This window comes from Pigmentiphaga daeguensis, from assembly GCF_039523035.1.
In the GTDB taxonomy this organism is placed as follows: domain Bacteria; phylum Pseudomonadota; class Gammaproteobacteria; order Burkholderiales; family Burkholderiaceae_B; genus Pigmentiphaga; species Pigmentiphaga daeguensis.
Genome location: NZ_BAAAEN010000012.1, coordinates 96,299 through 118,241, shown reverse-complemented (window position 1 = coordinate 118,241; position 21,943 = coordinate 96,299). Strand labels below are relative to the sequence as shown.

Sequence of the window (21,943 nt, the reverse complement as noted above, 5' to 3'; positions counted from 1 at the left end):
TCCGCCGGCCCCTGTCCGGAACGCACGAGCAGACATGCCCCGACGGTCCGGCAGGACTCGGGCGGGGAGATTCGTATCGGGATTTGCTAGGGGCCGCTTAGCGCGCTGGCTTACGGCCGGAGAGAATCACCACCACCCGGCAGACGAACGCCACCAGCGCCACCAGGCGCAGGTTTGAGCGGACGACCGAGTCATGGCAACCATATGTGCGGGAAAAGACCCTGGGAAGAAACTAGAACGACGCCGGCGGAACCACCGTGGTGCGGGACAGGACCTGCGACTGGGAAATCCATTGTGCCGCGTCGACGAGCGTGGAAACTATACCATCGGACTCGATGGCATGCACATCCCGCCCCTCGTTGTAACCGTAGGGGACGAGCAGCACGCGGCAACCGGCCGCCTTGGCCGCCGACGCATCGTTCATGGAGTCGCCCACCACCACGGCCTCGGCCGGCGTGACGCCCAGCAGTTCACACGCATGCAGCACGGGGTCGGGATCCGGTTTCTTGCGGGCCACGCTGTCGCCGCTGACCACGGCGTCGAAATAGGCGCGCAGCCCGATCCGCTCCAGGAGCGGGCCGGTGAACTCGGCCGGCTTGTTGGTCACGACCGCGATGCGCAGGCCCTGTGCCTTCATGGCCTGCAGGCCCTCGAGCACGCCGTCGAAGATGCGGGCGGTCTCGCCGTTGACCTCCTGGTAGGCATGGCGGAAGACATCCAGTGCCTCCGGAAAACGCTCCTGCCCGGCGCGGCCGTCCAGGCTGCCCGACAGCGCGCGGTGCACCAGGTTCTCCATGCCCTTGCCGACGAAGGTGGCGATCACGTCCTCGCGCAGGGGCACCAGTCCGAATTCGACCCGCATGACGTTCGCCGCGCGCGCCAGGTCGGGCACGGAATCCACCAGGGTCCCGTCGAGATCGATCAGTACGGCGCGAAAACTCATGCTGGCTCCTTGCTTGCCGGGTCCGGCTCAGGCGTAGGACGCATCGCCCTTGGCGATCTGCGCACGCATTTCCTTGATGACCGCCGCGTAGTCGGGCTTGCCGAAGATGGCCGACCCGGCGACGAAGGTATCGGCGCCCGCCGCGCGGATGGCGGCGATGTTGTCGGCCTTGACCCCGCCGTCGACCTCCAGCGCGATGACGCGGCCGGTTTCCGCCTGCCAGCGATCCAGCCGCGTGCGCGCCTGGCGCAGCTTGTCCAGCGTGGAAGGCAGGAAGCTCTGGCCCCCGAAGCCGGGGTTGACCGACATCAGCAGCACGATGTCCAGCTTGTCCATCACGTAATCCATCCAGTCCAGGGGCGTGGCGGGGTTGAACACCAGCCCGGCCTGGCAGCCGTGGTCGCGGATCAGCGCCAGGGTACGGTCGACGTGGCGCGAGGCCTCGGGGTGGAAGGTGATGACGTCGGCGCCGGCCTTGGCGAACATCGGGATCAGCGCATCCACCGGCTCCACCATCAGGTGCACGTCGATGGGCACCTGCACGTGGGGGCGGATGGCCTCACAGACCATGGGGCCGATGGTCAGGTTGGGCACGTAATGGTTGTCCATCACGTCGAAATGTATCCAATCCGCACCGGCGGCCACGACATTGCGCACCTCTTCCCCCAAGCGGGCGAAATCGGCGGATAGAATGCTGGGGGCGATACGCGTGGAAGCGGGCCCGGAAATGGTGAAGGCTGGCATAAGATATTCCGTTTGCAGGAGCAGGCCCGCCCGGCATCCCGGCGGACGCCATGCCCGCGGATGCCGGCCCGGCCGGATGCCTCCCATTGTAGAAGCTTGTCAGACCCCTATGGCGCACGCATGAAATCTCATGAACTGACGGTTACCGTACAGCCCCGCTACCTGGCCGATCAATCCGACCCCGGCAAGCTGCAATACGTCTTTGCGTACACCATCCGCATCACCAACACCGGATCCGAACCCGCCCAGCTGATCAGCCGCCACTGGATCATCACCGACGGCAACCAGCAGGAGCAGGAAGTCCGGGGCCTGGGGGTCGTGGGCCAGCAACCCCTGCTGCAGCCCGGCGAAAGCTTCGAATACACCAGCGGCTGCCCGCTTTCGACGCCGGTGGGCACCATGCGCGGCACCTACCACTGCGTCGGCGAGAACGGCATGCCCTTCGAGGTCGACATCCCCGAATTCGTCCTGGCCATGCCCCGGACGTTGCACTGATGAGCGCCCCTACTCCTCGCCGGCATCTGTCCCAGAACGCAACGGTGGGGACACAGGATGCGGCGGATCCGGCTTTGCCGGTCCGTTCGCATCGCCCCCTGGGGGGCGCGCGGAGCGCGTAGGGGGGGGATTGACCCTGCCTCGCATGGTCCACACCACGATGAATATGAGTATGGAAAGCGCCAGGAACGCTTCCAGCAGGAGCAACCACATAATGTCCCTTCGCGAGTTCATTGCCAGGAACTGGCATTGCCGCCAATTTAACCGCTTCCCCCTGTCCGCGCTCGCCCTGGCCGCGGCCGTGGCCGGATGCGCGCAGCCGACCGGCACGGGCCAGGCCCCGCAGGACACAGGCACGGCGCCGTCCCAGCCCGCCGTGACCGCCCCGCCAGCCACGGTAGCGCCTCCGCCGGTGCCCGACAGCGCGCGGCCGCTGCCCCCGCCCGTTCCCCGGCCGGCCAGCAAGCCCGCCCTGCAAAGCAGCAAGCACTTCGTGCGCGGGACCTGGCAGCAGTTGCCGGGCTGGCGTACCGATACGGTCGAGGCGATCTGGCGTCCGTTCCTGGCCAATTGCCGGTCCATCATCCTGCGCACGGGCCGGCCGGTCTCCAACACCGCGCCTCCCATGGCCGACCCCTATGCGTGGCAGCAGGTCTGCGCGGCCGCGCGCGAGCTGCCGGCCACGCCCTCGGCGGACCAGGTGCGTGCCTTCATGGAACAGTGGCTGCAGCCGTGGTCGGTACGCGGCCCGGGCGGCGAAGTCGCCTCCGGCCTGGCCACGAGCTACTACGAGCCGCTGGTGCATGCCTCGCGCGAACGCGGCGGCGCCTACCAGTGGCCGCTCTACGCGGTCCCGGCCGACCTGCTGACCATAGACCTGGGCGGCCTGTACCCGGAACTCGTGGGCAAGCGCGTGCGGGGCAAGCTCGACGGCAAGCGCGTCGTTCCCTACGACACGCGCGGGGAAATCGAGCGGCCCGAGCGCCAGCCGCCGGCCATCGTCTGGGTCAACGATCCGGTCGATGCCTTCTTCCTGCAGGTGCAGGGCACTGGCCGCGCGATGCTCGACAACGGCCCCGGCCAGGGCAGCACCATCCGCGTGGCCTATGCCGACCACAACGGCCATCCCTACGTGTCGATCGGCAAGTGGCTGATCGACAAAGGGGAACTGACGCCGGCGCAGGCATCGATGCAGGGCATACGAGCCTGGGCCCAGCGCAATCCGGCGCGCGTCAAGGAAATGCTCAACGCCAACCCGGCCGTGGTGTTCTTCCGCGAGGAAGCCGTGGCCGACCCGTCCGAGGGACCGCGCGGCGCCATGGGGCTGCCCCTGACGCCGCATCGCTCGCTGGCCGTGGACCCGTCCATCGTGCCGCTGGGCAGCCCAGTGTTCCTGTCGACCACCCAGCCGGCCTCGCGCCAGCCCATGAACGTCGTGGCCCTGGCCCAGGACACCGGCACGGCCATCAAGGGCCCGGCCCGGGTGGACCTGTTCTGGGGGTTCGGCGACGAGGCCGGGGAAATGGCCGGCCGCATGAAGCAGCCGACCCGGTTGTGGGTGCTGTGGCCGAAGAACGAAGGGGTGCCGGCGCCGGCGCGCTAGGCCCTGCGCCGCCGGGCGCGCGCCGGCTGCACGTCGGCGCGCAGGCCGCGCGCCTCTTGCTCGAACGCTTCGTACAGCCGCTGGGCCGGGACGGTCAGCGGCGCGTCGGCCCGTGCCACCAGGTGGATCGTGGTCGCGGGCAAGTCGTCCGCGATCGGCAGGGCCACGAGATTCATCGCCGGCCCATGCCGCTGGAAGAATCCCTCGGGCACCACGCCCAGGATGTCCAGGTCCGGCAGAATCGCCAACAGCGTCGAGAACGACTCGCACTCCAGGCGCACGTCGGGCGCCGGCAGCCCGCGCGACTCGAAATCCATCCGCCGGGGGTCGCCCGGCCCGCCCGCCGGTCCCGTCAGCACCCAGGCGGCCTGGGCCAGGTCGGCCAGCCGGGTACGGTCCGCCAGCGGATGCCCGCAGCGGGCGGCGATCAGGTTCCGGCTCGTGAAGATGGGCTGGATGGCCAGGTCGCGCCGTGCGCCTTCGACCGGCAGCGGCCCGATCGCCAGATCCAGTTCCCCGGCCCGCAGTTGCGCGAACATGCGCGGATACAGCGTATCGACCAGCCGTATGCGCACCTGCGGCCAGCGCGCCCGGAAGCGCGCCAGGGCGCCGGGCCCGAGCAGGATGGCGCCGCCCGGCGACAGGCCCACGGTGACGCTGGCCTGGGCATGTTCGGTGTGCCAGGCGATCTCCTCGCGCGCCCGCCCCAGTTCGCGCATCACGGTGGCCGCCCGGGCCGCCAGCATCTCGCCCGCCGGCGCCAGCCTTACCCCCTTGGCGGTGCGCAGCACCAGCGTGGTCCCGAATTCGTCTTCCAGCTGGCGCAGCGATTTGGTCAGGGCCGGCTGCGAGACGTGCAACATCTCGGCCGAGGCGCGCAGGCTGCCGGTCTGGGCCAGCACGAGCAGGAGCTGCAATTGTTGAAGGCGCATCGTCCGGAGGGTGATAACCCCAAGTAATCGATATCAAAAAAAGCGAAGAGCATGTCCGCGCGGCGCGGCCTAGGATTGCCCGTAACGAGCACGGCCAAACCTTACTCCCGGAGGCGCAATTGTCCAAGCGCGTGAAGAACATTCTCTTCATCATGTGCGACCAGCTCAGGGCCGACTACCTGTCGTGCTATGGGCACCCACGCCTGATGACCCCCTACCTGGACCGCCTCGCCGCGCGCGGCGTGCTGTTCGAGCGGGCCTACGTGCAGTCGCCGGTCTGCGGCCCGTCGCGCATGAGCTACTACACCGGACGCTATGTCCAGGCCCACGGCGCCAGCTGGAACTTCGTGCCGCTCAAGGCCGGCGAGATGACCATAGGCGATCACCTGCGGCCGCTGGGCGTGCGCTCGGTGCTGGTCGGGAAGACGCACATGCGGGCCGACCTTGCCGGCATGTCCCGCCTGGGCATAGACCCCGATTCGACGGTAGGCGTGCGGATCGGCGAATGCGGCTTCGACCCCTACGAACGCGATGACGGCATCCACCCCTACTCGGGCCACGACCCCGACCCCGCCTACAACGACTACCTGCGGCGCAACGGCTGCGACGGCGACAACCCCTGGGAGGCCTGGGCCAACACCGGCACCGACAGCGACGGACAGGCGCGCTCGGGCTGGTTCCTGAAGTACTCGCGGCTGCCCGCGCGCGTGCCCGAGCAGCACTCCGAAACCCCCTACATGACCCGGCGGGCCATGGACTTCATGCGGGAGGCCGGCGACCAGCCCTGGTGCCTGCACCTGTCGTACATCAAGCCGCACTGGCCCTACATCGTGCCCAAGCCCTACGCTTCGATGTACGGTCCGGAGGATGTGGCGCCGGTGGTGCGCAGCGAGGCCGAGCGCCAGGATCCGCATCCGGTATATGCCGCCATGATGAGGCACCGGGTGTCGCGGACCTTCTCGCAGGACGGCGTGCGCGAGGCGGTGATTCCCGCCTACATGGGATTGATCAAGCAGATCGACGACCAGATGGGGGTGCTGTTCTCGTTCATGGAAGCAGCCGGCCTGATGGATACGACCATGATCGTGTTCACCTCCGACCACGGCGACTACCTGGGCGACCACTGGATGGGGGAAAAGGATCTCTTCCACGAGCCCGTCATCCGGGTTCCGCTCATCGTCTACGATCCCGACGCGCGCGCCGACGCCACCCGCGGCTCGCGCTGCACCGACCTGATCGAGGCGGTGGATATCGCGCCCACTTTCCTCGATGTCTGCGGCGGCGCGCCGGTGCCGCACGTCATGGACGGCCGCTCGCTGCGCCCGCTGCTGTTCGGCCGGCGCCCGGCCGACTGGCGGCGGGAAGTGGTGTGCGAGTACGACTACGCATTCCAGGACGCCCGCATCGAACTGGGCACCGCTCCGCGCGACGCCTGGATGCGCATGATCTTCGACGGGCGCTGGAAATACGTGCTGTTCGAGGGCTACCGGCCCATGCTGTTCGATCTCGCGTCCGACCCCGACGAGTTCGTGGACCTGGGCGCCTCCCAGGCGCCCGAGCACGAGCAGGCGCGGCGGCGCCTGCACGAGGCCCTGTTCCGCTGGGCGCTGCGGCCCCGCCAGCGCGTGACCGTGCCGGACGCCGCGATCGAATCGGTGGAAGTCCAGCCGCGCATCTCCGAGGGCGGCATCCTGATCGGCTACTGGGACGAGGACGACCTGGCCCGCGCCCGGCAATCCTTCAAGCCCCGGTTCTCGTCCACCAACCCGCTCGTCAAATCGACCCTCGATCGCCTGACGGGCAAGCAAGGAGTCCCGCAATGAGGAACGAAACGCCCGACATCACCCGCGCCCATACCGGCATCGACGGCGTGTCGTGGAACATCCTTGGCCAGGTGTACGTGCCCAAGCAGATGTCCGAGGACAGCTTCTCGTGGCACGCCACCTTCCCGATCGAGACCTTCGTGCCGCCGCACGTGCATCCCCACCAGGACGAGTACATCTTCGTGCTGTCGGGCCGCATCGATCTCATCCTGGACGGCCGGCAGCAGAGCGCCGGCGCGGGCGACCTGGTGCGCATGCCGCGCGGCATCCCGCATGCCTTCTACAACAACTCCGGCGCTCCCGCGACGGCGCTGTTCTGGGCCGCCCCGTCGGGCAGGCTGGTCGAGCTCTACCAGCGCATCCACAATATGTCGAACCCCGCCGAGGTCGTGCAGACGGCGCGCGAGTACGGCGTCGTCTTCCTGCCCCCGGTCTCGGCCGCCGCCTGAGACCGCCCGGTTGCCTCTTCCACGGAGTGTCCAGCCATGCCCCCGTTACGTAGCGTATTCGCGGCCCTGCTGACGACCGCCCTGGCCTCGGGCCCGGCCTGTGCCCAGGACTACCCGTCCCGGCCGATGCGCATCATCGTCCCCCTGCCGCCGGGCAGCCCGCCCGACGTGCTGGCGCGCCTGGTGGGCGAACGCCTGCAGGCGGCCTGGCACCAGCCCGTGGTGGTCGAGAACCGGCCCGGGGCCACCGGCATGATAGGGCTGGCCGCCGTGGCGCAGGCCCAGCCCGACGGCTACACCATGGGCATGATGTTCCTGACCCACACGGTGCTACCCGCGCTGTTCGGCAAGGTGCCCTACGACACCGCCAACGCCTTCGCGCCCATCTCCAACCTGGTCTGGATCTACAACGTGCTGGCCGTGCCCCAGGGATCGGACATCGCCACGCTGGACCAGTTGATCGCGCGGGCCAAGGGCGCGCGGGGCGCCGTGACGTACGCATCGGGCGGCAACGGCTCCCCGGCGCACCTGATCGGCGAAGGCTTCGCGCAGTTCGTCGGTGCCGAGATGCTGCACGTGCCCTACAAGGGGCCGGCCGAAGCGGTGCAGGGCCTGCTGTCGGGCGACGTCTCGGCCATGTTCGCCACCTCGTCGGTGGCCGTGCCGCTGGTCAAGGCCGGCAAGCTGCGCGCGCTGGCGGTGACCAGCCCCACTCGCCTGGCCACGCTGCCCGATGTCCCCACGCTGGAGGAAAGCGGCGTGCGCGGTTTCAGGATGAAGGAATGGGAAGGCCTGGTGGCTCCCGCCGGCACGCCGGCCGCGGTGATCGCCAAATGGCATGACGAGCTGGCCCGGATCATGGCGCAGCCCGAGGTGCTCAGGCAGGTCCGTGAACTGGGCATGACGCCCGCCGACCCTCACACCTCGGCCGAGTTCGGGACGCTGATCCGGTCCGAGCTGGACACCTGGACCCGGTTCATCGCCAAGGCGGGCCTGCGGCCCAATTGAGCACGTCCGGGCTTCAGCTGGGCTTGCCCAGGGAATCGAGCTTCTGGCGCAGCCGGTCGGCGGGAATCGCGCCTCCCACCCGGGTGTCGTCGCCGAAGATGATGGTGGGGGTGCCGGTAACTTGCAGTTTCTTGCCCAGGGCCAGCAATTCCTTGAGCGGCGCGTCGCAGGTGCCGGCCTTGGGCGCCTTGCCGTTCAGCATCCATTCGTCCCAGGCCTTGCCCTTGTCCGGCGCGCACCACACCGCCTGCGACTTGACGGTGGAGTCGGGCGACAGGATGGGATAAAGGAAGGTGTAGATGGTGACGTTGTCGATGCCTTCCATCGAACGGCGCAGCTGCTTGCAATAGCCGCAGTTGGGGTCCTCGAACAACGCGATGCGCCGCGAGCCGTTGCCGCGCACCTGCTTGATGGCCAGGTTCAGCGGCAGCTCGTCGAACTTCACGGCCAGCAGTTGTTCCTTGCGCTCGCGCGTCACGTTCTTGCGGGTCGAGGCGTCGATCAGGTTGCCGTCCAGCACGAAGCTGACCTTCTCGTCGGTGTAGACCAGCTCGCCGCCGATGCGCACCTCGTACAAGCCGTAGGGGGTGCGCGACACGCCCTCGACGCCTACCTCGCCGAAACGCTGCACGAAGCGCTGCTTGACCGCCTCCTCGGTCGTGGGAGCGCCCTTGGCGCCCGCTTGCGCCCACGCCATGGACACGGGCGCGGCCATGGCCGCGGTCAGCAACAGGGAAGTCAGCATGCGTTTCATCGAATCTCCTAGACAACAGTCGGACCGCGCCCGTCAGGCGCGAGTTCCTGTACCCGAAGCGCCATTCACCAGCATACGCTTGAGCAGGGGCATGCGGTTCACCAGATCCAGCCCGGCGTTGCGCAGCCATGCGACCGGCGCAGCCTGGGCGCCGAACAGATGGAACAGCCCGTCGGTGACGGTACGCATGGCCAGCAGCGGCTCCGCGCGCGCCCGTTCGTAGCGGCGCAGCAGGCGCGGATCGTCGACGGCGCGGAACGGCTCGCGGCCTCCCAGCACCTGCGCCAGCGCCTTCACGTCCCCCAGTCCCAGGTTCAGCCCCTGGCCGGCCAGCGGATGCACGACATGCGCGGCATCGCCCAGCAGGACCACGCCCCGGTGGGCAAGCTGGGGACAATGCTGCAGGACCAGCGGAAAGCCGAACAGCGGACTGCGCACGCGCAGCGCGCCCAGCCGGCCTCCGGTGGCCGCGGCCAGGCGGGCCTCCAGCGCCTGTGCGCGGTCCGGCTCGGGCATCGCCAGCAAGGCGGCGGCCTGCGCGCCCGGCATCGACCACACCATCGAGACCTGCGGCCCATCCCGGGTATCGGGCATGGGCAGCAGGGCCAGGATGCCGTCGGGCGTGAACCATTGGCAGGCGCATTCCTGGTGGGGCAGCTCCGCGCCCAGGTGCACGACCACGCCTGTCGCCCCGTAGGCCGATCGCTGCGCGGCGAGCCCGGCGGCCTCGCGCAGCTTCGAGTCGGCGCCGTCGGCCGCCACCGCCAGCCGCGCCCGTAGCGCCTGGCCGCCGGAGGTCCGCAGCGTCACCCCTTCGCCATCGCGCCCGGCCTCGAGCCCGACGAAATCTTCCGTAGTCCAGCGTATGCCAGACCATTGCACGGCCTGCCGCAATACCCGCTCCAGTTCGCGCGACTCGGCGATCCAGGCCAGGTGGTCGCAACCGGCCTGCCACGCCGACAGGTCCAGCCGCCCCGGTTGGTCGCCCAAGGCCGGCCGATCGCCCAGGATTTCCATGCGCCGCACGCCGGTGATGCGCTCGGCGGGCAGGGCATCCCAGATCCCGAGGTCCGCCAGCAGGTCGCGGCTGGCCGGCGACAGCGCGTAGACGCGCGGATCGAAGCGGTCCGCCTCGGGCGCCGGCAGCGGCGCGCGCGGCCCGAGCAGGCCCACGCGCAGCCCCTGGCGGGCCAGCGCGAGCGCGGCGGCCAGCCCGGCGATGCCGGTGCCGACGACGAGGATGTCCGCTTGGGAAGAATGGGCTTGGGTCATGACGGGAACGACGCTACAGGCGCCAGTGTACAGCGCCGGGCTCAGCCCTTCGCCGCCTGGTCCTGCAACTGCCGGTAGTAGTGGACCAGCACTTCCTGGCCCGTGCGCACGCGCCGGTTGCTGGGGCAGGGAAAACGCAGCACCACGTCCAGCCGCTTGGGGTCCACGGGCTCGATCACGGCCAGGGGCTCGCTGGCGGGCAGCGCGATCAGGTAGGCGCCCTCGATATGGCGGAAGTGCACGTCGGCCTGTTCCAGCCAGGGTTCGCACACCTCCCTGCCCGCCCGCAGCAGCCTCTCCTGGGCCGCGGGAATGTCGTCCCCCGGCTCCAGCGGCACCCGCACCGACTCCAGCACGAAGGTGCCCATGGCCGAGATCGTGCGCACGGGGTTGAGCAGCAGCATCATGTTGGGGAAGCGGCAGACCCGGCCCGTGACCAGGCCCGACGACGTCTGCTCCAGCAGCGCGGTGGTGAACAGGTCGATGGTCAGCACCTCGCCCTTCATGCCGCTGATCTCGATCACGTCGCCCACCGAGTAGGTCCGCTGGGTCGCGCGCATCAGCGAGCCCAGGGCGCTCATCACGTATTCCTTGCTGGCGATGGCCACCGCCGCCGCCAGCGCCGCCACCGACAGCGCGAAATGGCGCAGCTGGCCGCCCCAGATGAACAGCATCAGCAGCATCGTCACGATGACGATGGAGTTGCGCACGGTCAGGTAGCTGGTGCGGCGCTCTTCGGTCGAGCCCGAGCCCTTGCCCCGGTAATAGCGCGTGGTGGCGCGCGTGGCGAACATGGCGGCAAGCAGCACCACCAGCGACACCACCAGTTGGGCGGGAGTATCGGAGGCGGTGAACCACGCCACCAGCCGGTCCCAGAGCGAAACGATGACATCCATGAAACGAAAAGGCATACGCCGGAATGAGCGATCACGCCATTCTACGTTGGCACCGGCCACATGCGCGGTGTAAGGTGATGGCTGGGCGCATCGTCGCCCAGGCGGCGCGCCCAGCTTGCGGCACGCCCCACCCGGAACGCGGCCGCGCCGCGCTTCCGTATCCGACCGCGTCTCGCGACGCATTCCCCTCGAGCCCCCGCCGCTGCCGGCCGCGGACTCGTCCAACCCCACTCCGAATGGCAACCCGTCATTGAGGATGTCCCGCCGCATGCCCGCCATGCGGCCAGGTGCAATAAGGAGAACGCATCGATGTTCAAGACCCGACATATCGCCCCCCTCGCCCTCGCCCTCGCAGCCGCGCCAGCCTGGGCGCAGGCTCCGCTGAAGACCGACGGCAAGTGGCGCGGCTCCATCAACGCCGGCGCCAGCCTGGCTTCCGGCAACACCGACTCCACGTCGTTCAACCTGGGCGCCAACGCGGGGCGGGCCACGGACCGGGACCGCCTGAACTTCACACTGACCGCGCTCTACGGCACCAAGAAGGAAAACGGCAGCAGCAGCGAAACCGCCAACCTGCTGCGCATGGGCGGCAAGTACGACCGCGACATCACCGACCGGACCTTCGGCTTCGGCTCGCTGGACATCGAGCACGACAAGCTGCAGGAACTGGACATGCGCGGCGTGGCCGCGGCCGGTGTCGGGCGGCACATCATCAAGACCGAGAAGACCGTCTTCGACCTCTTCACGGGCCTGGCGTATAACCACGAGCGCTTCACCACCGAAACCCGCAACTCGACCGAACTGCTGCTGGGGGAAGAATCCACCCACATGATCTCGGACACGACCTCGCTCAACCAGCGCCTGGCGCTCTACCCCAACATCAGCCACGGCGGCGAGTACCGCATCCAGTTCGACGCGGGCATCACCACGTCCATCACCAAGAAGATCGAGCTCAAGGTCACGCTGTCGAACCGGTACATGAGCAATCCGCAGCCGGGGGTGAAGAAATCGGACACCCTGCTCCTGACGAATATCGGCTATCGCTTCGAATAGCCGCCCGGCGTAAAAAAGCCCGCAGGCGTATGGCCTGCGGGCTACGCGCCGTCCGGGTGGGATGGCGCGGTGCGGGAGGGAATCAGAGGCCGCGCTCGTCCAGGGGGGATGGACTGACGTAGGCCCTGATGGTGTGGTTCAGCACGCCGGCGGGCGCCAGGTCGTTCAGGTCGAACGCGCCGCGGATGCCGTTGAACTTCACGGCGAAACTCTTGCCGTCTACGTCGAAGCGCACGGTTTCGCCGTACTGCACGTTGACGTAGCGCGTGCCGTCGTTCAACGCGATGGCGCGTTCGGCGCTTTCGACGGTGACCGGCGAACCCAGCAGGTCCGGCGGGGTGGACGCGGCGTGAGCCGAGACGCCCGCCAGGCCGATCAACGCCGCGGCGACGAAGGAAGAAACTTGGGCTTTCATGACGGGAACTCCAGGATCTGGTCAGGCGCGCGGCCTGGCCGGGGATGCGGCCCCGGCCGGCACGCGGCGTGGCTTACAGGTTGTTGGGGTATTCGCCCGGGCCGCCCGCGCGGCGAGCCAGTTCGGCGCGCTTGAGCTCTTCGACCACCTGGGCGCGGCTGACCGGCGCGGCCTTCTGGGCCGTTTCGTAGGGGAAACCTTCCTGGCCGTAGACGATGCCGCCATGGGCCTTGGCCTCGGCCAGCTCGGCCAGCACTTGCGCGCGGGTCAGTTCATGCGTGGTCGAGATTCCGGGAGGGGGGAAATCGTTGCCGTAGTTGTTGCCCTGGTCGGCATGGGCGGCGGCACCGATAAGGGAAGCGGCAATCAGGGCGGTATATGCAAAGGTTTTCATGATGAACTCCGTTTTTCTCGTTGATCTTTCAGCCTGAATCAAGGGTATGTGCTAATTGCTTGATTGACCGTGTAGGAATAATGCGCCTTTTGAAGGCATAATTGAAATCAATAAGTCGAATTGTTGGCATAAGAATTGGATTATGGTTGGCCGCGTGGACCTGAACCTGCTCCTGACCCTGGAGACCCTGCTCAACGAGTTGAACGTCACGAAGGCGGCGGTCAAGCTCAACAGCAGCCAGCCGGCCGTATCCGCGCAGTTGGTGCGGCTGCGGCGCATGTTCGACGATCCGCTGCTGATCCCCGGCGCCCGCGGAATGACGCCCACGCCGCGCGCGCTGGAGCTTGCCCCCCGGCTGTCCGAACTGCTGGACGGATTCCGGGCGCTCGTCCAGCCTGACCATTTCGATCCCAGGACCGCGCAGGGCAGCATCCTGATCGGCACCAACGATGCGACCCAGTGCCGGCTGGCCAAGTGGTTCGGCAATCTGGCCGATATGGCGCCGGGCGTGCAGATAGGCTTCGTCACCGCGAATCGCTCGACGGTGCCGGACGTCGAGCAGCACATGGCCTCGGGCCAGGTGGACCTCGTCATTTCGCGCCGTTCGGCCTTTCCCGACCGGCTGCACGTGCGCCCGCTGCACGACGAGACCTTCGTCTGCGTCATGCGCTGGGATCACCCCTACCGGAAGAAGCAACTGACGCTCAAGGACTTCGTCGCCATGCGTCACGTCATCGTGCTGCCCCTGGGCGGGGAGTTCGACGACGTCACCGACGAGATCCTGAAGGAAATGGGACTGTCGCGGCAGACCGTCGTGTCCGTGCCGAGCTTTCTCGTGGCCGAGCGCGTGCTGCGCAACACGGACTTCGTCTCGGTATTTCCGACCTCGCTGGCGCGCGGCATGATGTCCACGCTCAAGAACTATCCGCTGCCCTATACGCTGCCCAAGTTCGAGTTCGCGATGGCCTGGCACGTCCGCACGCACCTGAGTCCTCTGCACCGCTGGGTGCGGGATCAGATCGCGGAAGAACTGATGGTGGGGCGCGAGGAAGACGGCGATCCGATGAGCCAGATCGCCTGGTAGGCCCCGGCGCCCCGGGGCGCGGAACCCGCCGCTACGCCCGGTAGCGGGCCAGCAGCGCCCGCAGTTGCGCCGCGTCGTCCTTGCCGCCCGACAGGAAGGCCAGCACATAGCGGTCGGGCCGGACCAGCATGGCCTGCGCGCCGGCCTCGGCCATCACCCGCGCCAGGACGCCTTCGCAGTCCCGCACGACCAGGCGCTCCGGCGTCTCGGGCCAGGGGAAGTCGTCCTCGGCGGGCACCAGTTCGACCCGGCGCACGCCCATCGACGCCATCCAGCTTTCGACCTCCGGATCCAGCGGCTGGCCCGCCCGGCACAGGCAGGCAAAGCCGGGGCCGAGCGCCTCGTCCAGCAGGCGCCGCCGTCCCCCGGGCCATTCCACGCGAGGCTGCGGCATCAGTTGCCCCGCCTTGATGGCCGTGTCCGGCGCCTGGCAGGGCACGAAGAAACCGTCCCTGAAACGCGGCTTGGGCTTGAACTTCAGTTGCAGGACATAGTCCCGCGCCGGCGGATACAGGCTGCACAGCTTGAGCGCCCATTGGGCAGCCATGGCTTCCAGCCGCGACTTCGGTTGCATGTAGCGGCCGATGCGTATCGCCATCTCGATCAGCGCCCAGGCGTGGGGCTTGCGTTCCTGCTCATAGGTATCGAGCAACGCCGGACCGCACAGCCCGCGCACCACGGCGTGCAGCTTCCACGCCAAGTTCGTGGCGTCGCGCACGCCGCTGTTCATGCCCTGGCCCGCGAACGGCGGCGTCAGGTGGGCGGCGTCGCCCGCCAGCAGCACCCGGCCCTCGCGCCAGCGTTCGGCCAGGCGGGCATGGAAGGTGTAGACCACCTTGCGGGCGATGGGCAGGTCCTCGTCCAGCGGCTCGCGCTCACGGATCCAGCCGCGCAGCCGGGCTTCGTCCAGCACGTACTCGGCGGTCTCCCCCTCCTTCAGCATGAACTCGTAGCGCACCGTGCCCTGCGGGCCGGGCAGGCGTATGGCCGGCCGGACCGGATCGCAGTAGGTCCGCGTATGGCGGAAAGGCGTCTTGCGATCGAGCAGATCCACGATCAGCCACTTCTCGGCGAAGGTGTTGCCCGACAGCGGAATCCCCAGTTGTTCGCGCACGCCGCTGCGGCCGCCGTCGCACGCGACCAGCCAGTCGCAACTCAGCGTGACCGGCGTGCCGGCGTGGTCGATCTCCAGCACCACCTTGTCGCCCATTTGCTCGAAGCGCCGCAGCTCGTGCCGGAACCTCGTCTCGACATGCGCAAACCGCCGCAGCCCGTCGCGCAACTGCGCCGCCAGCACGGCCTGCCGGAAGGCATTGCGCTTGGGATAGCCGTATTCGGTCGAATGCGGCTCGATGCGCGCGAACTCGCGACCCGACCACGAGAAGTAATGGACTCCGTAGCCCTGGACGATGGACGGCAGGATCTCGTCGATCAGACCCGCCGCCTGGGCCGTGCGCAGGCTCTCGTCGTCGATCGACACGGCGCGGGGTTCATCCACCGTCGATGCATTGCGTTCCAGCAGCAGCGTGCGGACGCCGTAGCCTCCGAGCAGGTTCGCGAGGGTCAAGCCGGTCGGGCCGGCACCGAGGACGATGACCGGATAATGGGAGGTTGCGTGCATGATTGCTATCTTTTGCTGCGAGCCCGCAGACGTTCGTTTTCGAGAGTCGATTCGATGGAGGATGCGACCGAGAAGACCTTGGACAGCACGGTCTTGCTGCGCGCGGCGGGCAGCCTGGCCAGCGGGATGACGACACTGAGGCTGCCCAGCACCCGCTGCCCGTCCAGCAGCGCCACCGCCAGGCCCGCCATGCCCGCGTCGACCTCGCTGTGCGTCACGCAGGCCTTGGCCTCGCGCAGCGGTTCGAGCTCGGCCAGGAAGCCCTGCAGGCCGGACGGAAAGCCGGCCGCGACGATGGTGGCGCGGTCCCGATTCCACAACCGCTCCAGTTCGGCGCGGGGCAGGTGCGCCAGGATCACCTTGGAGGTCGCGCCCCGGTACAAGGGCATCGCCCGGCCGCGCTCATAGCTGACCGGCGTGACCGGATCCGAGGGCATCTCCTGGTGGATGCACAGGACTTTGTCGCCATGCACGCGGCACAGCAGCACGGTGCCGCCCGTCTCCGCGGCCAGCTTGCGCAGCAAGGTGCCGGATGCCTGCAGCAGCGGGTCGGCCAGCCGGATCTGCCGATCCAGCTCGACGATCAGCGGTCCCAGCGCATAGCCCCGGTCGGCCACCCGTTCGAGCAGGCCGGCTTCCTCCAGCGCCTTCAGGTCCCGGTAGATGCTGGCTCGCGACACGCCCAGCTCGTCCATGAGCTGGGCCGGCTTGCGCACCGGGCGGCTGAGGTCGAAGGACTCGAGTATGCGCAGCAGGCGTTCGGACACGATGGACTCAATCGCGCATGATGGCCTTGCCCCAGAGGTTGAGGGTGCGCTCTTCGTGCACCCACACCCCCGCGGGACGATCCGGCGGGCAGACCTCGATCTCGGCCGAGATCTCGGCCAGGTTGCCGTCCGGGTCGCGCACCATGAAGAACACGTCGTTGCCCGGGCCATGGCGGCCGATGCCCCAGACGATGGTCTCGCGGATGGAGGCCATGTGGTCGCCCCAGGCCTTCATGTCGTCCCACGACATGGTCTCGAAGGACTGGTGGTCGAAGCAGCGCACGGGGGCGCGGAACAGCGCCAGCGCGTGGTGCAGGCTTTCCGTGCGCAGGAAGCAGGCGCGCAGCACGCCCTCGTCGTCCTGGACGCGATCCGACAGCGTGAAGCCGAGCACGCCCTCATAGAAGGCCAGCATCGGCGCGGGATCCAGGGTACGCAGCGCGAAGTGCTGCAGATGAGCGCCGGGCAGCGTGTCGCGGGACGGCACGCCCGCCGGCGTGCCGGGGCGCAGCGCGAAAACGATCAGGTTGCCGTCGGGATCGCGCACCGCCAGTGCCTCATCGCACGCCACCGGCAGCGGCGGCACCTCGATCGTCGCCCGCGCGCCCACCCGTTCCTTGAAGGCCTGCCAGCGGCCGGCATCCGCGAAACCGAATAGCGCGTGTTCCAGCCGGTTGGCCGGCCCTTCCGACAGCACGAGCGTGCGTCCCGGCGCCGCGCACACCCAGCGGCCGTCTTCGACGCGCGCGGCCAGCCCGTGCGTACGGGCATAGAAATCCGCCAGCCGCTGCGGGTCCGGCGAGGTCAAATGCAGATGATGCAGCGATGCGCCCAATTCCATTGTTTCGTTCCACCCATGGCGTTTCATTCCTGTTGGGCGAACTATCCCGCGCCAGGTACCCGGCGTCAACGGAATTTCTCACATACTGAGACGATAAGCCCGAGATCCGCAAATTGCCTGGTTCGCCATGAACGAAAAAAGCGCCCCATACGGGGCGCTTTTCAGCACTGCCGGACAGCCCGACGGGCCGTCCATCATCACCTGTGGCGATCACACACCGACCGAATCGGCCACATCCTTGAAATCAGGGATCTGGTCGAAGTTCATGTAGCGGTAGATGGTCTTCTCGTGCTCGGCCAGGACGCCGGTCTCGGCCATGTACTCTTCCTTGGTCGGGATACGGCCCAGGCGCGAGCAGATGGCGGCCAGCTCGGCGGAACCCAGGTACACGTTGGAGTTCTTGCCAAGGCGGTTCGGGAAGTTGCGGGTGCTGGTCGACATCACCGTCGCGCCTTCGCGGACCTGGGCCTGGTTGCCCATGCACAGCGAGCAGCCCGGCATTTCCATGCGGGCGCCGGCCGAACCCAGGACGCCGTAGTGGCCTTCCTCGGTCAGTTGCTGCTGGTCCATCTTGGTGGGCGGAGCGACCCACAGCTTGACCGGGATGTCGCGCTTGCCTTCGAGCAGCTTGGATGCCGCGCGGAAGTGGCCGATGTTGGTCATGCAGCTGCCGATGAACACTTCGTCGATCTTGGCGCCGGCCACGTCGGACAGGGTCTTGACGTCGTCCGGGTCGTTCGGGCACGCGACCAGGGGCTCGTGCACGTCGGCCAGGTCGATCTCGATGACGGCGGCGTATTCGGCGTCGGCATCGGGTTCCAGCAGTTGCGGGTTGGCCAGCCAGGCTTCCATGGCCTTGATGCGGCGGCCGATCGAGCGCTCGTCTTCATAGCCGTTGGCGATCATCCACTTCAGCAGCGTGATGTTGCTGTTGATGTATTCGATGATCGGTTCCTTGTTCAGGCGCACCGTGCAGCCGGCGGCAGAACGCTCGGCCGAGGCGTCCGACAGTTCGAAGGCCTGTTCCACCTTCAGGTCGGGCAGTCCTTCGATTTCCAGGATGCGGCCCGAGAAGATGTTCTTCTTGCCCTTCTTCTCGACGGTCAGCAGGCCCTGCTGGATCGCGTAGTAGGGAATGGCGTTGACCAGGTCGCGCAGCGTGACGCCGGGCTGCAGCTTGCCCTTGAAGCGGACCAGCACGGATTCCGGCATGTCCAGCGGCATGACGCCGGTGGCGGCGGCGAAGGCAACCAGGCCCGAGCCGGCCGGGAAGCTGATGCCGATGGGGAAGCGGGTGTGCGAGTCGCCGCCGGTACCGACGGTGTCGGGCAGCACCATGCGGTTCAGCCACGAGTGGATGACGCCGTCGCCCGGACGCAGCGAGATGCCGCCGCGATTGCTCATGAATTCGGGCAGCGTGTGGTGCGTCTTGACGTCCACGGGCTTGGGATAGGCGGCGGTGTGGCAGAACGACTGCATCACCAGGTCGGCCGAGAAGCCCAGGCAGGCCAGGTCCTTCAGCTCGTCGCGGGTCATGGGGCCGGTGGTGTCCTGGCTGCCGACCGAGGTCATGCGCGGCTCGCAGTAGGTTCCCGGGCGGATGCCCTTGCCTTCCGGCAGGCCGCAGGCGCGGCCGACCATCTTCTGGGCCAGCGTGTAGCCCTTGCCGGTGTCGGCCGGGTTCTTGGGCAGGCGGAACAGGGTCGAGGGCGGCAGGCCCAGGGCCTCGCGCGCCTTGGCGGTCAGGCCGCGGCCGATGATCAGCGGAATGCGGCCGCCGGCGCGCACTTCGTCGAACAGCACGTCGGACTTGATCTCGAACTCGGAGACCACTTCGCCGTTCTTCAGGGCCTTGCCTTCATAGGGGCGCAGTTCGATGACGTCGCCCATCTCCATCTTGGAGACGTCCAGCTCGACCGGCAGCGCACCCGCATCTTCCATGGTGTTGTAGAAGATGGGAGCGATCTTGCCGCCCAGACAGACGCCGCCGAAGCGTTTGTTCGGCACGAAGGGGATGTCTTCGCCGGTCCACCACAGCACGGAGTTGGTGGCCGACTTGCGCGAGGAGCCGGTACCGACCACGTCGCCGACGTAGGCGACCGGGTGGCCCTTGCCCTTCAGTTCGTTGATGAGCTTGAGCGGACCGACCTTGCCCGGTTCCTGCGGCTCGATGCCAGGCCGCGGGTTCTTGAGCATGGCCAGCGCATGCAGCGGAATGTCGGGGCGGCTCCAGGCGTCGGGAGCCGGCGACAGGTCGTCGGTGTTGGTTTCGCCGGTCACCTTGAACACGGTCACCGTCAGGCTTTGCGGCACCTCGGGGCGGCTGGTGAACCACTCGGCATCGGCCCAGCTTTGCAGCACGGCCTTGGCGTTGGCATTGCCCTTGTCGGCCTTTTCCTTGACGTCGTGGAAGGCGTCGAACATCAGCAGGGTCTTCTTCAGGCCGTCAGCGGCGATGGTGCCGACCTGCGCGTCGTCCAGCAACTCGATCAGCGCGCTGATGTTGTAGCCGCCCAGCATGGTGCCCAGCAGCTCGGTGGCCTTGGCGCGATCGATCAGCGGGCAGGCTTCCTTGCCCAGGGCGACGGCGGCCAGGTAGGAGGCCTTGACCTTGGCGGCATCGTCCACGCCGGCGGGCACGCGGTGGGTCAGCAGATCCAGCAGCGTCTGTTCCTCGCCCTTGGGCGGGTTCTTGATCAGTTCGATCAGATCGGCGGTCTGCTGCGCGGACAGCGGCAGCGGGGGGATGCCAAGCGCGGCCCGCTCGGCAACGTGTTGACGGTAGGATTCAAGCATTGGAGGTGTCCCGGTATGAAGGGATTGAGGGCGATCGCCGGGATTGTAGGACTAGCGGCGGCGAGCCGCAACTGTCTTATATCTTATATAAGACATACACACCCCCTCCGTACGGTCGAGCCGGGATAGAATCATTTTCCCGATAGTCGGCCACCTGGGGGTAATCGAGATGCATTCAAAGAAACTGAATCTGGATTGCCCCACCGGGGCGCAACCGGCCACGGCCGCCCCCCTGCTTTCCCCCTCGCGCCGCCACTGGATACAGTTCGCCGGCGCCGGCGCCCTGCTCCATGCTCTGCCCGGCTGCGGCGGCGACGACCCCAAGCCCGACGCCGGCCGGCTGTCCGAGGCCATCCAGTGGGGGCGGGACGCCATCCGCCAGGCCGTGCAGAAGAATCAGGCCACCGCGGTCTCGGTCGCGCTGATGACCAGCGAAGGCGTGATCTGGCAGGAAGCCTTCGGCGTCGCGGATCCCCAGGGCAACGTCGCCGCCACCATCGATTCCCGCTTCAATATCGGCTCGGTCAGCAAGGTGCTGGCCGCGCTGACCGCCATGGTGCTGTGCGACCGGGGCAAGCTGGCGCTGGACGCGCCCATCGCCCGTTATCTGCCCGGCTTCTCGATGCTGTCCAGCGAGTACGGCCAGATCACGCTGCGCCATCTGCTCAGCCATTCGTCCGGGCTGCCCGGCACCAATTGGCGCAACATCTTCGCGTTCGAGCCCATCGCCGGCTACGCGCAAGACACCGAGGACGGCCTGGCCTACTTCCACCTGAAGCACCAGCCGGGGGAACTGGCCGTCTATTGCAACGACGGCTTCACGATGGTCGAGAACCTGGTGGCCGCGGTCACGGGCCAGCCTTACGCCGAGTTCGTCCGGCGCGAGATCCTCGAACCCCTGGGCATGGGCCATTCCGCCTACCCGGTACAGGCCTTCCCCGAAGGCAGTTTCGTGCACCCTGTCTACGAAGGGCGGCGCATGGGGCAGGAATTCGTATCGGCCTACGCCACCGGCGGCCTGGCCTCCACGCCCGGCGACATGATGCGGCTGGCGCAGATGTTCCTGGACCTGGGCATGCACCAGGGCAGGCGCCTGGTATCGCAGGCAGCCATCCAGGAAATGGGCACCGACCAGACCACGGGCCTGCGCATCAACCCCTGTCCCGAATGGCGCTGGGGCCTGGGCTGGGACTCGGTGCGGCAGCCCGGCCTGGACAGTGTCGGCGTCAAGGCCTGGCAGAAGAACGGCGGCACGAGCTTCTTCTCGACCGAGTTCTTCGTGCTGCCCGACCAGCGCATGGCCCTGCTGCTGACGGGGGCCGGCACCACCTACGGGCCGCTGCGCATCGCCGAAGGCGTGCTGCTGCGAGCCCTGTCGACCACGCGCGCGATTCCCGCCGTACCGGCGGCGCTGGCAGGCATCCCCGCGGCGGCGGCGCCGTCCATCGACGCCGCCGGGCTGGCGGGCATCTATGCCAATTACGAAGGGCCCTACAAGGTGCAGGCCGTGAATGCCGGCACGATCGACGTGCTGCACAGAAAAGGCGGCGCCTGGGAGCCGGTCGCCCCGGGCCTGACCCTGCGCGCCGACGGCTGGTGGTGGAACGACGCGGCATCGGGTAACAGCTACCGCTGGCTGACGCTGGACGGCAAGCACTACATGATCCAGCGCGTACCGGCCGGCTGGGGGCACTACCGGCTGACCCTGTCCGTGGGCCAGCGCCTGACGCCGCTGCCTCCGCTATCCGCCGCCTGGCAGGCCCGCCTGGGCACGCGCTGGGAACCCACCAACGAATCGCCCGAGTCCGTGGCGCTGGCCCTGGGGGGCGGCATCGCCACGCTGGACGAGCTGGCCGAGCTGCCAGGGTACGTGATGTGGAGCGATGGCCAGTTGCTGCGGCCCGATGGCGACGACCGTGCCAGAATGACGATACAGGTACCGGTCAATCATGGGCGGGACCTGGTCGAGCTCGAATTCTCGACGGTGGACGGCCAGCCGCAGATGCGGTCGGGGTCATCGCTCTATCGGTTGCTGGCAGAGGACTGATCCGAC

Annotated in this window: 20 protein-coding genes; 8 read left to right on the top strand and 12 right to left on the bottom strand. The window is 68.1% G+C overall.

The genetic code is table 11. From position 1 onward, the window contains the following. Positions 1 to 232 precede the first annotated feature (232 nt). Both ABD104_RS16320 and rpe read right to left on the bottom strand, forming a co-directional pair. A complete protein-coding gene (locus ABD104_RS16320; RefSeq protein ID WP_087840685.1) occupies positions 233 to 943 on the bottom strand; it encodes a phosphoglycolate phosphatase in 711 nt (236 codons plus the stop codon). Between the two features lie 27 nt (positions 944 to 970). After that, positions 971 to 1,687, bottom strand: coding sequence for a ribulose-phosphate 3-epimerase (gene rpe, locus ABD104_RS16315; RefSeq protein WP_087840686.1), 717 nt, complete (start codon positions 1,685 to 1,687; stop codon positions 971 to 973). A gap of 120 nt (positions 1,688 to 1,807) precedes the next feature. Here rpe and apaG point away from each other — a divergent pair, with 120 nt between their 5' ends. Both apaG and mltA read left to right on the top strand, forming a co-directional pair. Further along, positions 1,808 to 2,182: a Co2+/Mg2+ efflux protein ApaG gene (gene apaG / locus ABD104_RS16310; RefSeq protein WP_087840687.1), complete on the top strand. Its 375-nt coding sequence runs from the start codon at positions 1,808 to 1,810 to the stop codon at positions 2,180 to 2,182. A 214-nt stretch (positions 2,183 to 2,396) separates the two neighbouring features. Further along, positions 2,397 to 3,785 (top strand): murein transglycosylase A, encoded by a 1,389-nt coding sequence (mltA, locus tag ABD104_RS16305; protein ID WP_343927839.1) that lies wholly within the window; start codon positions 2,397 to 2,399, stop codon positions 3,783 to 3,785. Here the strand turns inward: mltA and ABD104_RS16300 are convergent. Beyond that, positions 3,782 to 4,717 (bottom strand): LysR family transcriptional regulator, encoded by a 936-nt coding sequence (locus tag ABD104_RS16300; RefSeq protein ID WP_087840688.1) that lies wholly within the window; start codon positions 4,715 to 4,717, stop codon positions 3,782 to 3,784. The two genes, mltA and ABD104_RS16300, sit on opposite strands and share 4 nt — an antisense overlap. Before the next feature lie 119 nt (positions 4,718 to 4,836). Between ABD104_RS16300 and ABD104_RS16295 the strand changes: the two genes are divergently transcribed. From ABD104_RS16295 to ABD104_RS16285, 3 genes are read left to right on the top strand one after another with little or no spacing between them, the layout of a single operon-like run. Next, on the top strand, positions 4,837 to 6,540 hold the full coding sequence (locus ABD104_RS16295; RefSeq protein WP_343927838.1) for an alkaline phosphatase family protein: 1,704 nt from the start codon (positions 4,837 to 4,839) through the stop codon (positions 6,538 to 6,540). Continuing rightward, positions 6,537 to 6,989: a cupin domain-containing protein gene (locus ABD104_RS16290; RefSeq protein WP_087840690.1), complete on the top strand. Its 453-nt coding sequence runs from the start codon at positions 6,537 to 6,539 to the stop codon at positions 6,987 to 6,989. The genes ABD104_RS16295 and ABD104_RS16290 overlap by 4 nt, the downstream gene beginning before the upstream one ends. 36 nt (positions 6,990 to 7,025) lie before the next feature. Further along, a complete protein-coding gene (locus ABD104_RS16285; RefSeq protein WP_087840691.1) occupies positions 7,026 to 7,997 on the top strand; it encodes a Bug family tripartite tricarboxylate transporter substrate binding protein in 972 nt (323 codons plus the stop codon). A 13-nt stretch (positions 7,998 to 8,010) separates the two neighbouring features. On the opposite strand, the gene ABD104_RS16280 is transcribed toward ABD104_RS16285, so the two are convergent. The 3 genes from ABD104_RS16280 to ABD104_RS16270 are packed head-to-tail and all read right to left on the bottom strand — an operon-like array spanning position 8,011 to position 10,919. Beyond that, positions 8,011 to 8,751: a DsbC family protein gene (locus ABD104_RS16280; RefSeq protein WP_087840692.1), complete on the bottom strand. Its 741-nt coding sequence runs from the start codon at positions 8,749 to 8,751 to the stop codon at positions 8,011 to 8,013. 33 nt (positions 8,752 to 8,784) lie between these two features. After that, a complete protein-coding gene (locus tag ABD104_RS16275; protein ID WP_087840693.1) occupies positions 8,785 to 10,023 on the bottom strand; it encodes an FAD-dependent monooxygenase in 1,239 nt (412 codons plus the stop codon). Positions 10,024 to 10,064: 41 nt separating this feature from the next. Continuing rightward, the gene (locus ABD104_RS16270; RefSeq protein ID WP_165963318.1) at positions 10,065 to 10,919 is read right to left on the bottom strand and encodes a mechanosensitive ion channel family protein; all 855 of its coding nucleotides are present in this window, start codon (positions 10,917 to 10,919) and stop codon (positions 10,065 to 10,067) included. A 309-nt stretch (positions 10,920 to 11,228) separates the two neighbouring features. On the opposite strand from ABD104_RS16270, the gene ABD104_RS16265 reads away from it, so the two are divergent. Further along, complete coding sequence (locus ABD104_RS16265; protein ID WP_087840694.1) at positions 11,229 to 11,972, top strand: DUF481 domain-containing protein; 744 nt, start codon at positions 11,229 to 11,231, stop codon at positions 11,970 to 11,972. Positions 11,973 to 12,054: 82 nt separating this feature from the next. On the opposite strand, the gene ABD104_RS16260 is transcribed toward ABD104_RS16265, so the two are convergent. Next, positions 12,055 to 12,387, bottom strand: a complete 333-nt coding sequence (locus ABD104_RS16260) for a CzcE family metal-binding protein (RefSeq protein ID WP_087840695.1) — start codon at positions 12,385 to 12,387, stop codon at positions 12,055 to 12,057. A 73-nt stretch (positions 12,388 to 12,460) separates the two neighbouring features. Further along, a complete protein-coding gene (locus ABD104_RS16255) occupies positions 12,461 to 12,781 on the bottom strand; it encodes a DUF4148 domain-containing protein (RefSeq protein WP_087840696.1) in 321 nt (106 codons plus the stop codon). A 142-nt stretch (positions 12,782 to 12,923) separates the two neighbouring features. Between ABD104_RS16255 and ABD104_RS16250 the strand changes: the two genes are divergently transcribed. Next, a complete protein-coding gene (locus ABD104_RS16250) occupies positions 12,924 to 13,865 on the top strand; it encodes a LysR family transcriptional regulator (protein ID WP_087840697.1) in 942 nt (313 codons plus the stop codon). A 31-nt stretch (positions 13,866 to 13,896) separates the two neighbouring features. On the opposite strand, the gene ABD104_RS16245 is transcribed toward ABD104_RS16250, so the two are convergent. The 4 genes from ABD104_RS16245 to acnB all read right to left on the bottom strand — a co-directional run bounded on the left by ABD104_RS16245 (position 13,897) and on the right by acnB (position 19,890). Further along, a complete protein-coding gene (locus tag ABD104_RS16245; protein ID WP_343927837.1) occupies positions 13,897 to 15,486 on the bottom strand; it encodes a bifunctional 3-(3-hydroxy-phenyl)propionate/3-hydroxycinnamic acid hydroxylase in 1,590 nt (529 codons plus the stop codon). Positions 15,487 to 15,491: 5 nt separating this feature from the next. Next, entirely contained in the window at positions 15,492 to 16,253 is a 762-nt protein-coding gene (locus ABD104_RS16240) for an IclR family transcriptional regulator (RefSeq protein WP_243724657.1), read from the bottom strand. Between the two features lie 7 nt (positions 16,254 to 16,260). Then, complete coding sequence (locus ABD104_RS16235) at positions 16,261 to 17,094, bottom strand: VOC family protein (RefSeq protein ID WP_343927836.1); 834 nt, start codon at positions 17,092 to 17,094, stop codon at positions 16,261 to 16,263. 210 nt (positions 17,095 to 17,304) lie between these two features. Next, the gene (gene acnB, locus ABD104_RS16230; RefSeq protein ID WP_087840708.1) at positions 17,305 to 19,890 is read right to left on the bottom strand and encodes a bifunctional aconitate hydratase 2/2-methylisocitrate dehydratase; all 2,586 of its coding nucleotides are present in this window, start codon (positions 19,888 to 19,890) and stop codon (positions 17,305 to 17,307) included. A gap of 169 nt (positions 19,891 to 20,059) precedes the next feature. Here acnB and ABD104_RS16225 point away from each other — a divergent pair, with 169 nt between their 5' ends. Then, positions 20,060 to 21,937 (top strand): serine hydrolase domain-containing protein, encoded by a 1,878-nt coding sequence (locus ABD104_RS16225; RefSeq protein ID WP_343927835.1) that lies wholly within the window; start codon positions 20,060 to 20,062, stop codon positions 21,935 to 21,937. Positions 21,938 to 21,943: the final 6 nt, after the last annotated feature.

Excerpts from the sequence above, each read along its gene's own strand:
- ABD104_RS16320 (WP_087840685.1), bottom strand. The coding sequence starts at position 943 with ATGAGTTTTCGCGCCGTACTGATCGATCTCGACGGGACCCTGGTGGAT.
- rpe (WP_087840686.1), bottom strand. The coding sequence starts at position 1,687 with ATGCCAGCCTTCACCATTTCCGGGCCCGCTTCCACGCGTATCGCCCCC.
- apaG (WP_087840687.1), top strand. The coding sequence starts at position 1,808 with ATGAAATCTCATGAACTGACGGTTACCGTACAGCCCCGCTACCTGGCC.
- mltA (WP_343927839.1), top strand. The coding sequence starts at position 2,397 with ATGTCCCTTCGCGAGTTCATTGCCAGGAACTGGCATTGCCGCCAATTT.
- ABD104_RS16300 (WP_087840688.1), bottom strand. The coding sequence starts at position 4,717 with ATGCGCCTTCAACAATTGCAGCTCCTGCTCGTGCTGGCCCAGACCGGC.
- ABD104_RS16290 (WP_087840690.1), top strand. The coding sequence starts at position 6,537 with ATGAGGAACGAAACGCCCGACATCACCCGCGCCCATACCGGCATCGAC.
- ABD104_RS16285 (WP_087840691.1), top strand. The coding sequence starts at position 7,026 with ATGCCCCCGTTACGTAGCGTATTCGCGGCCCTGCTGACGACCGCCCTG.
- ABD104_RS16280 (WP_087840692.1), bottom strand. The coding sequence starts at position 8,751 with ATGAAACGCATGCTGACTTCCCTGTTGCTGACCGCGGCCATGGCCGCG.
- ABD104_RS16275 (WP_087840693.1), bottom strand. The coding sequence starts at position 10,023 with ATGACCCAAGCCCATTCTTCCCAAGCGGACATCCTCGTCGTCGGCACC.
- ABD104_RS16270 (WP_165963318.1), bottom strand. The coding sequence starts at position 10,919 with ATGGATGTCATCGTTTCGCTCTGGGACCGGCTGGTGGCGTGGTTCACC.
- ABD104_RS16265 (WP_087840694.1), top strand. The coding sequence starts at position 11,229 with ATGTTCAAGACCCGACATATCGCCCCCCTCGCCCTCGCCCTCGCAGCC.
- ABD104_RS16260 (WP_087840695.1), bottom strand. The coding sequence starts at position 12,387 with ATGAAAGCCCAAGTTTCTTCCTTCGTCGCCGCGGCGTTGATCGGCCTG.
- ABD104_RS16255 (WP_087840696.1), bottom strand. The coding sequence starts at position 12,781 with ATGAAAACCTTTGCATATACCGCCCTGATTGCCGCTTCCCTTATCGGT.
- ABD104_RS16250 (WP_087840697.1), top strand. The coding sequence starts at position 12,924 with ATGGTTGGCCGCGTGGACCTGAACCTGCTCCTGACCCTGGAGACCCTG.
- ABD104_RS16245 (WP_343927837.1), bottom strand. The coding sequence starts at position 15,486 with ATGCACGCAACCTCCCATTATCCGGTCATCGTCCTCGGTGCCGGCCCG.
- ABD104_RS16235 (WP_343927836.1), bottom strand. The coding sequence starts at position 17,094 with ATGGAATTGGGCGCATCGCTGCATCATCTGCATTTGACCTCGCCGGAC.
- acnB (WP_087840708.1), bottom strand. The coding sequence starts at position 19,890 with ATGCTTGAATCCTACCGTCAACACGTTGCCGAGCGGGCCGCGCTTGGC.
- ABD104_RS16225 (WP_343927835.1), top strand. The coding sequence starts at position 20,060 with ATGCATTCAAAGAAACTGAATCTGGATTGCCCCACCGGGGCGCAACCG.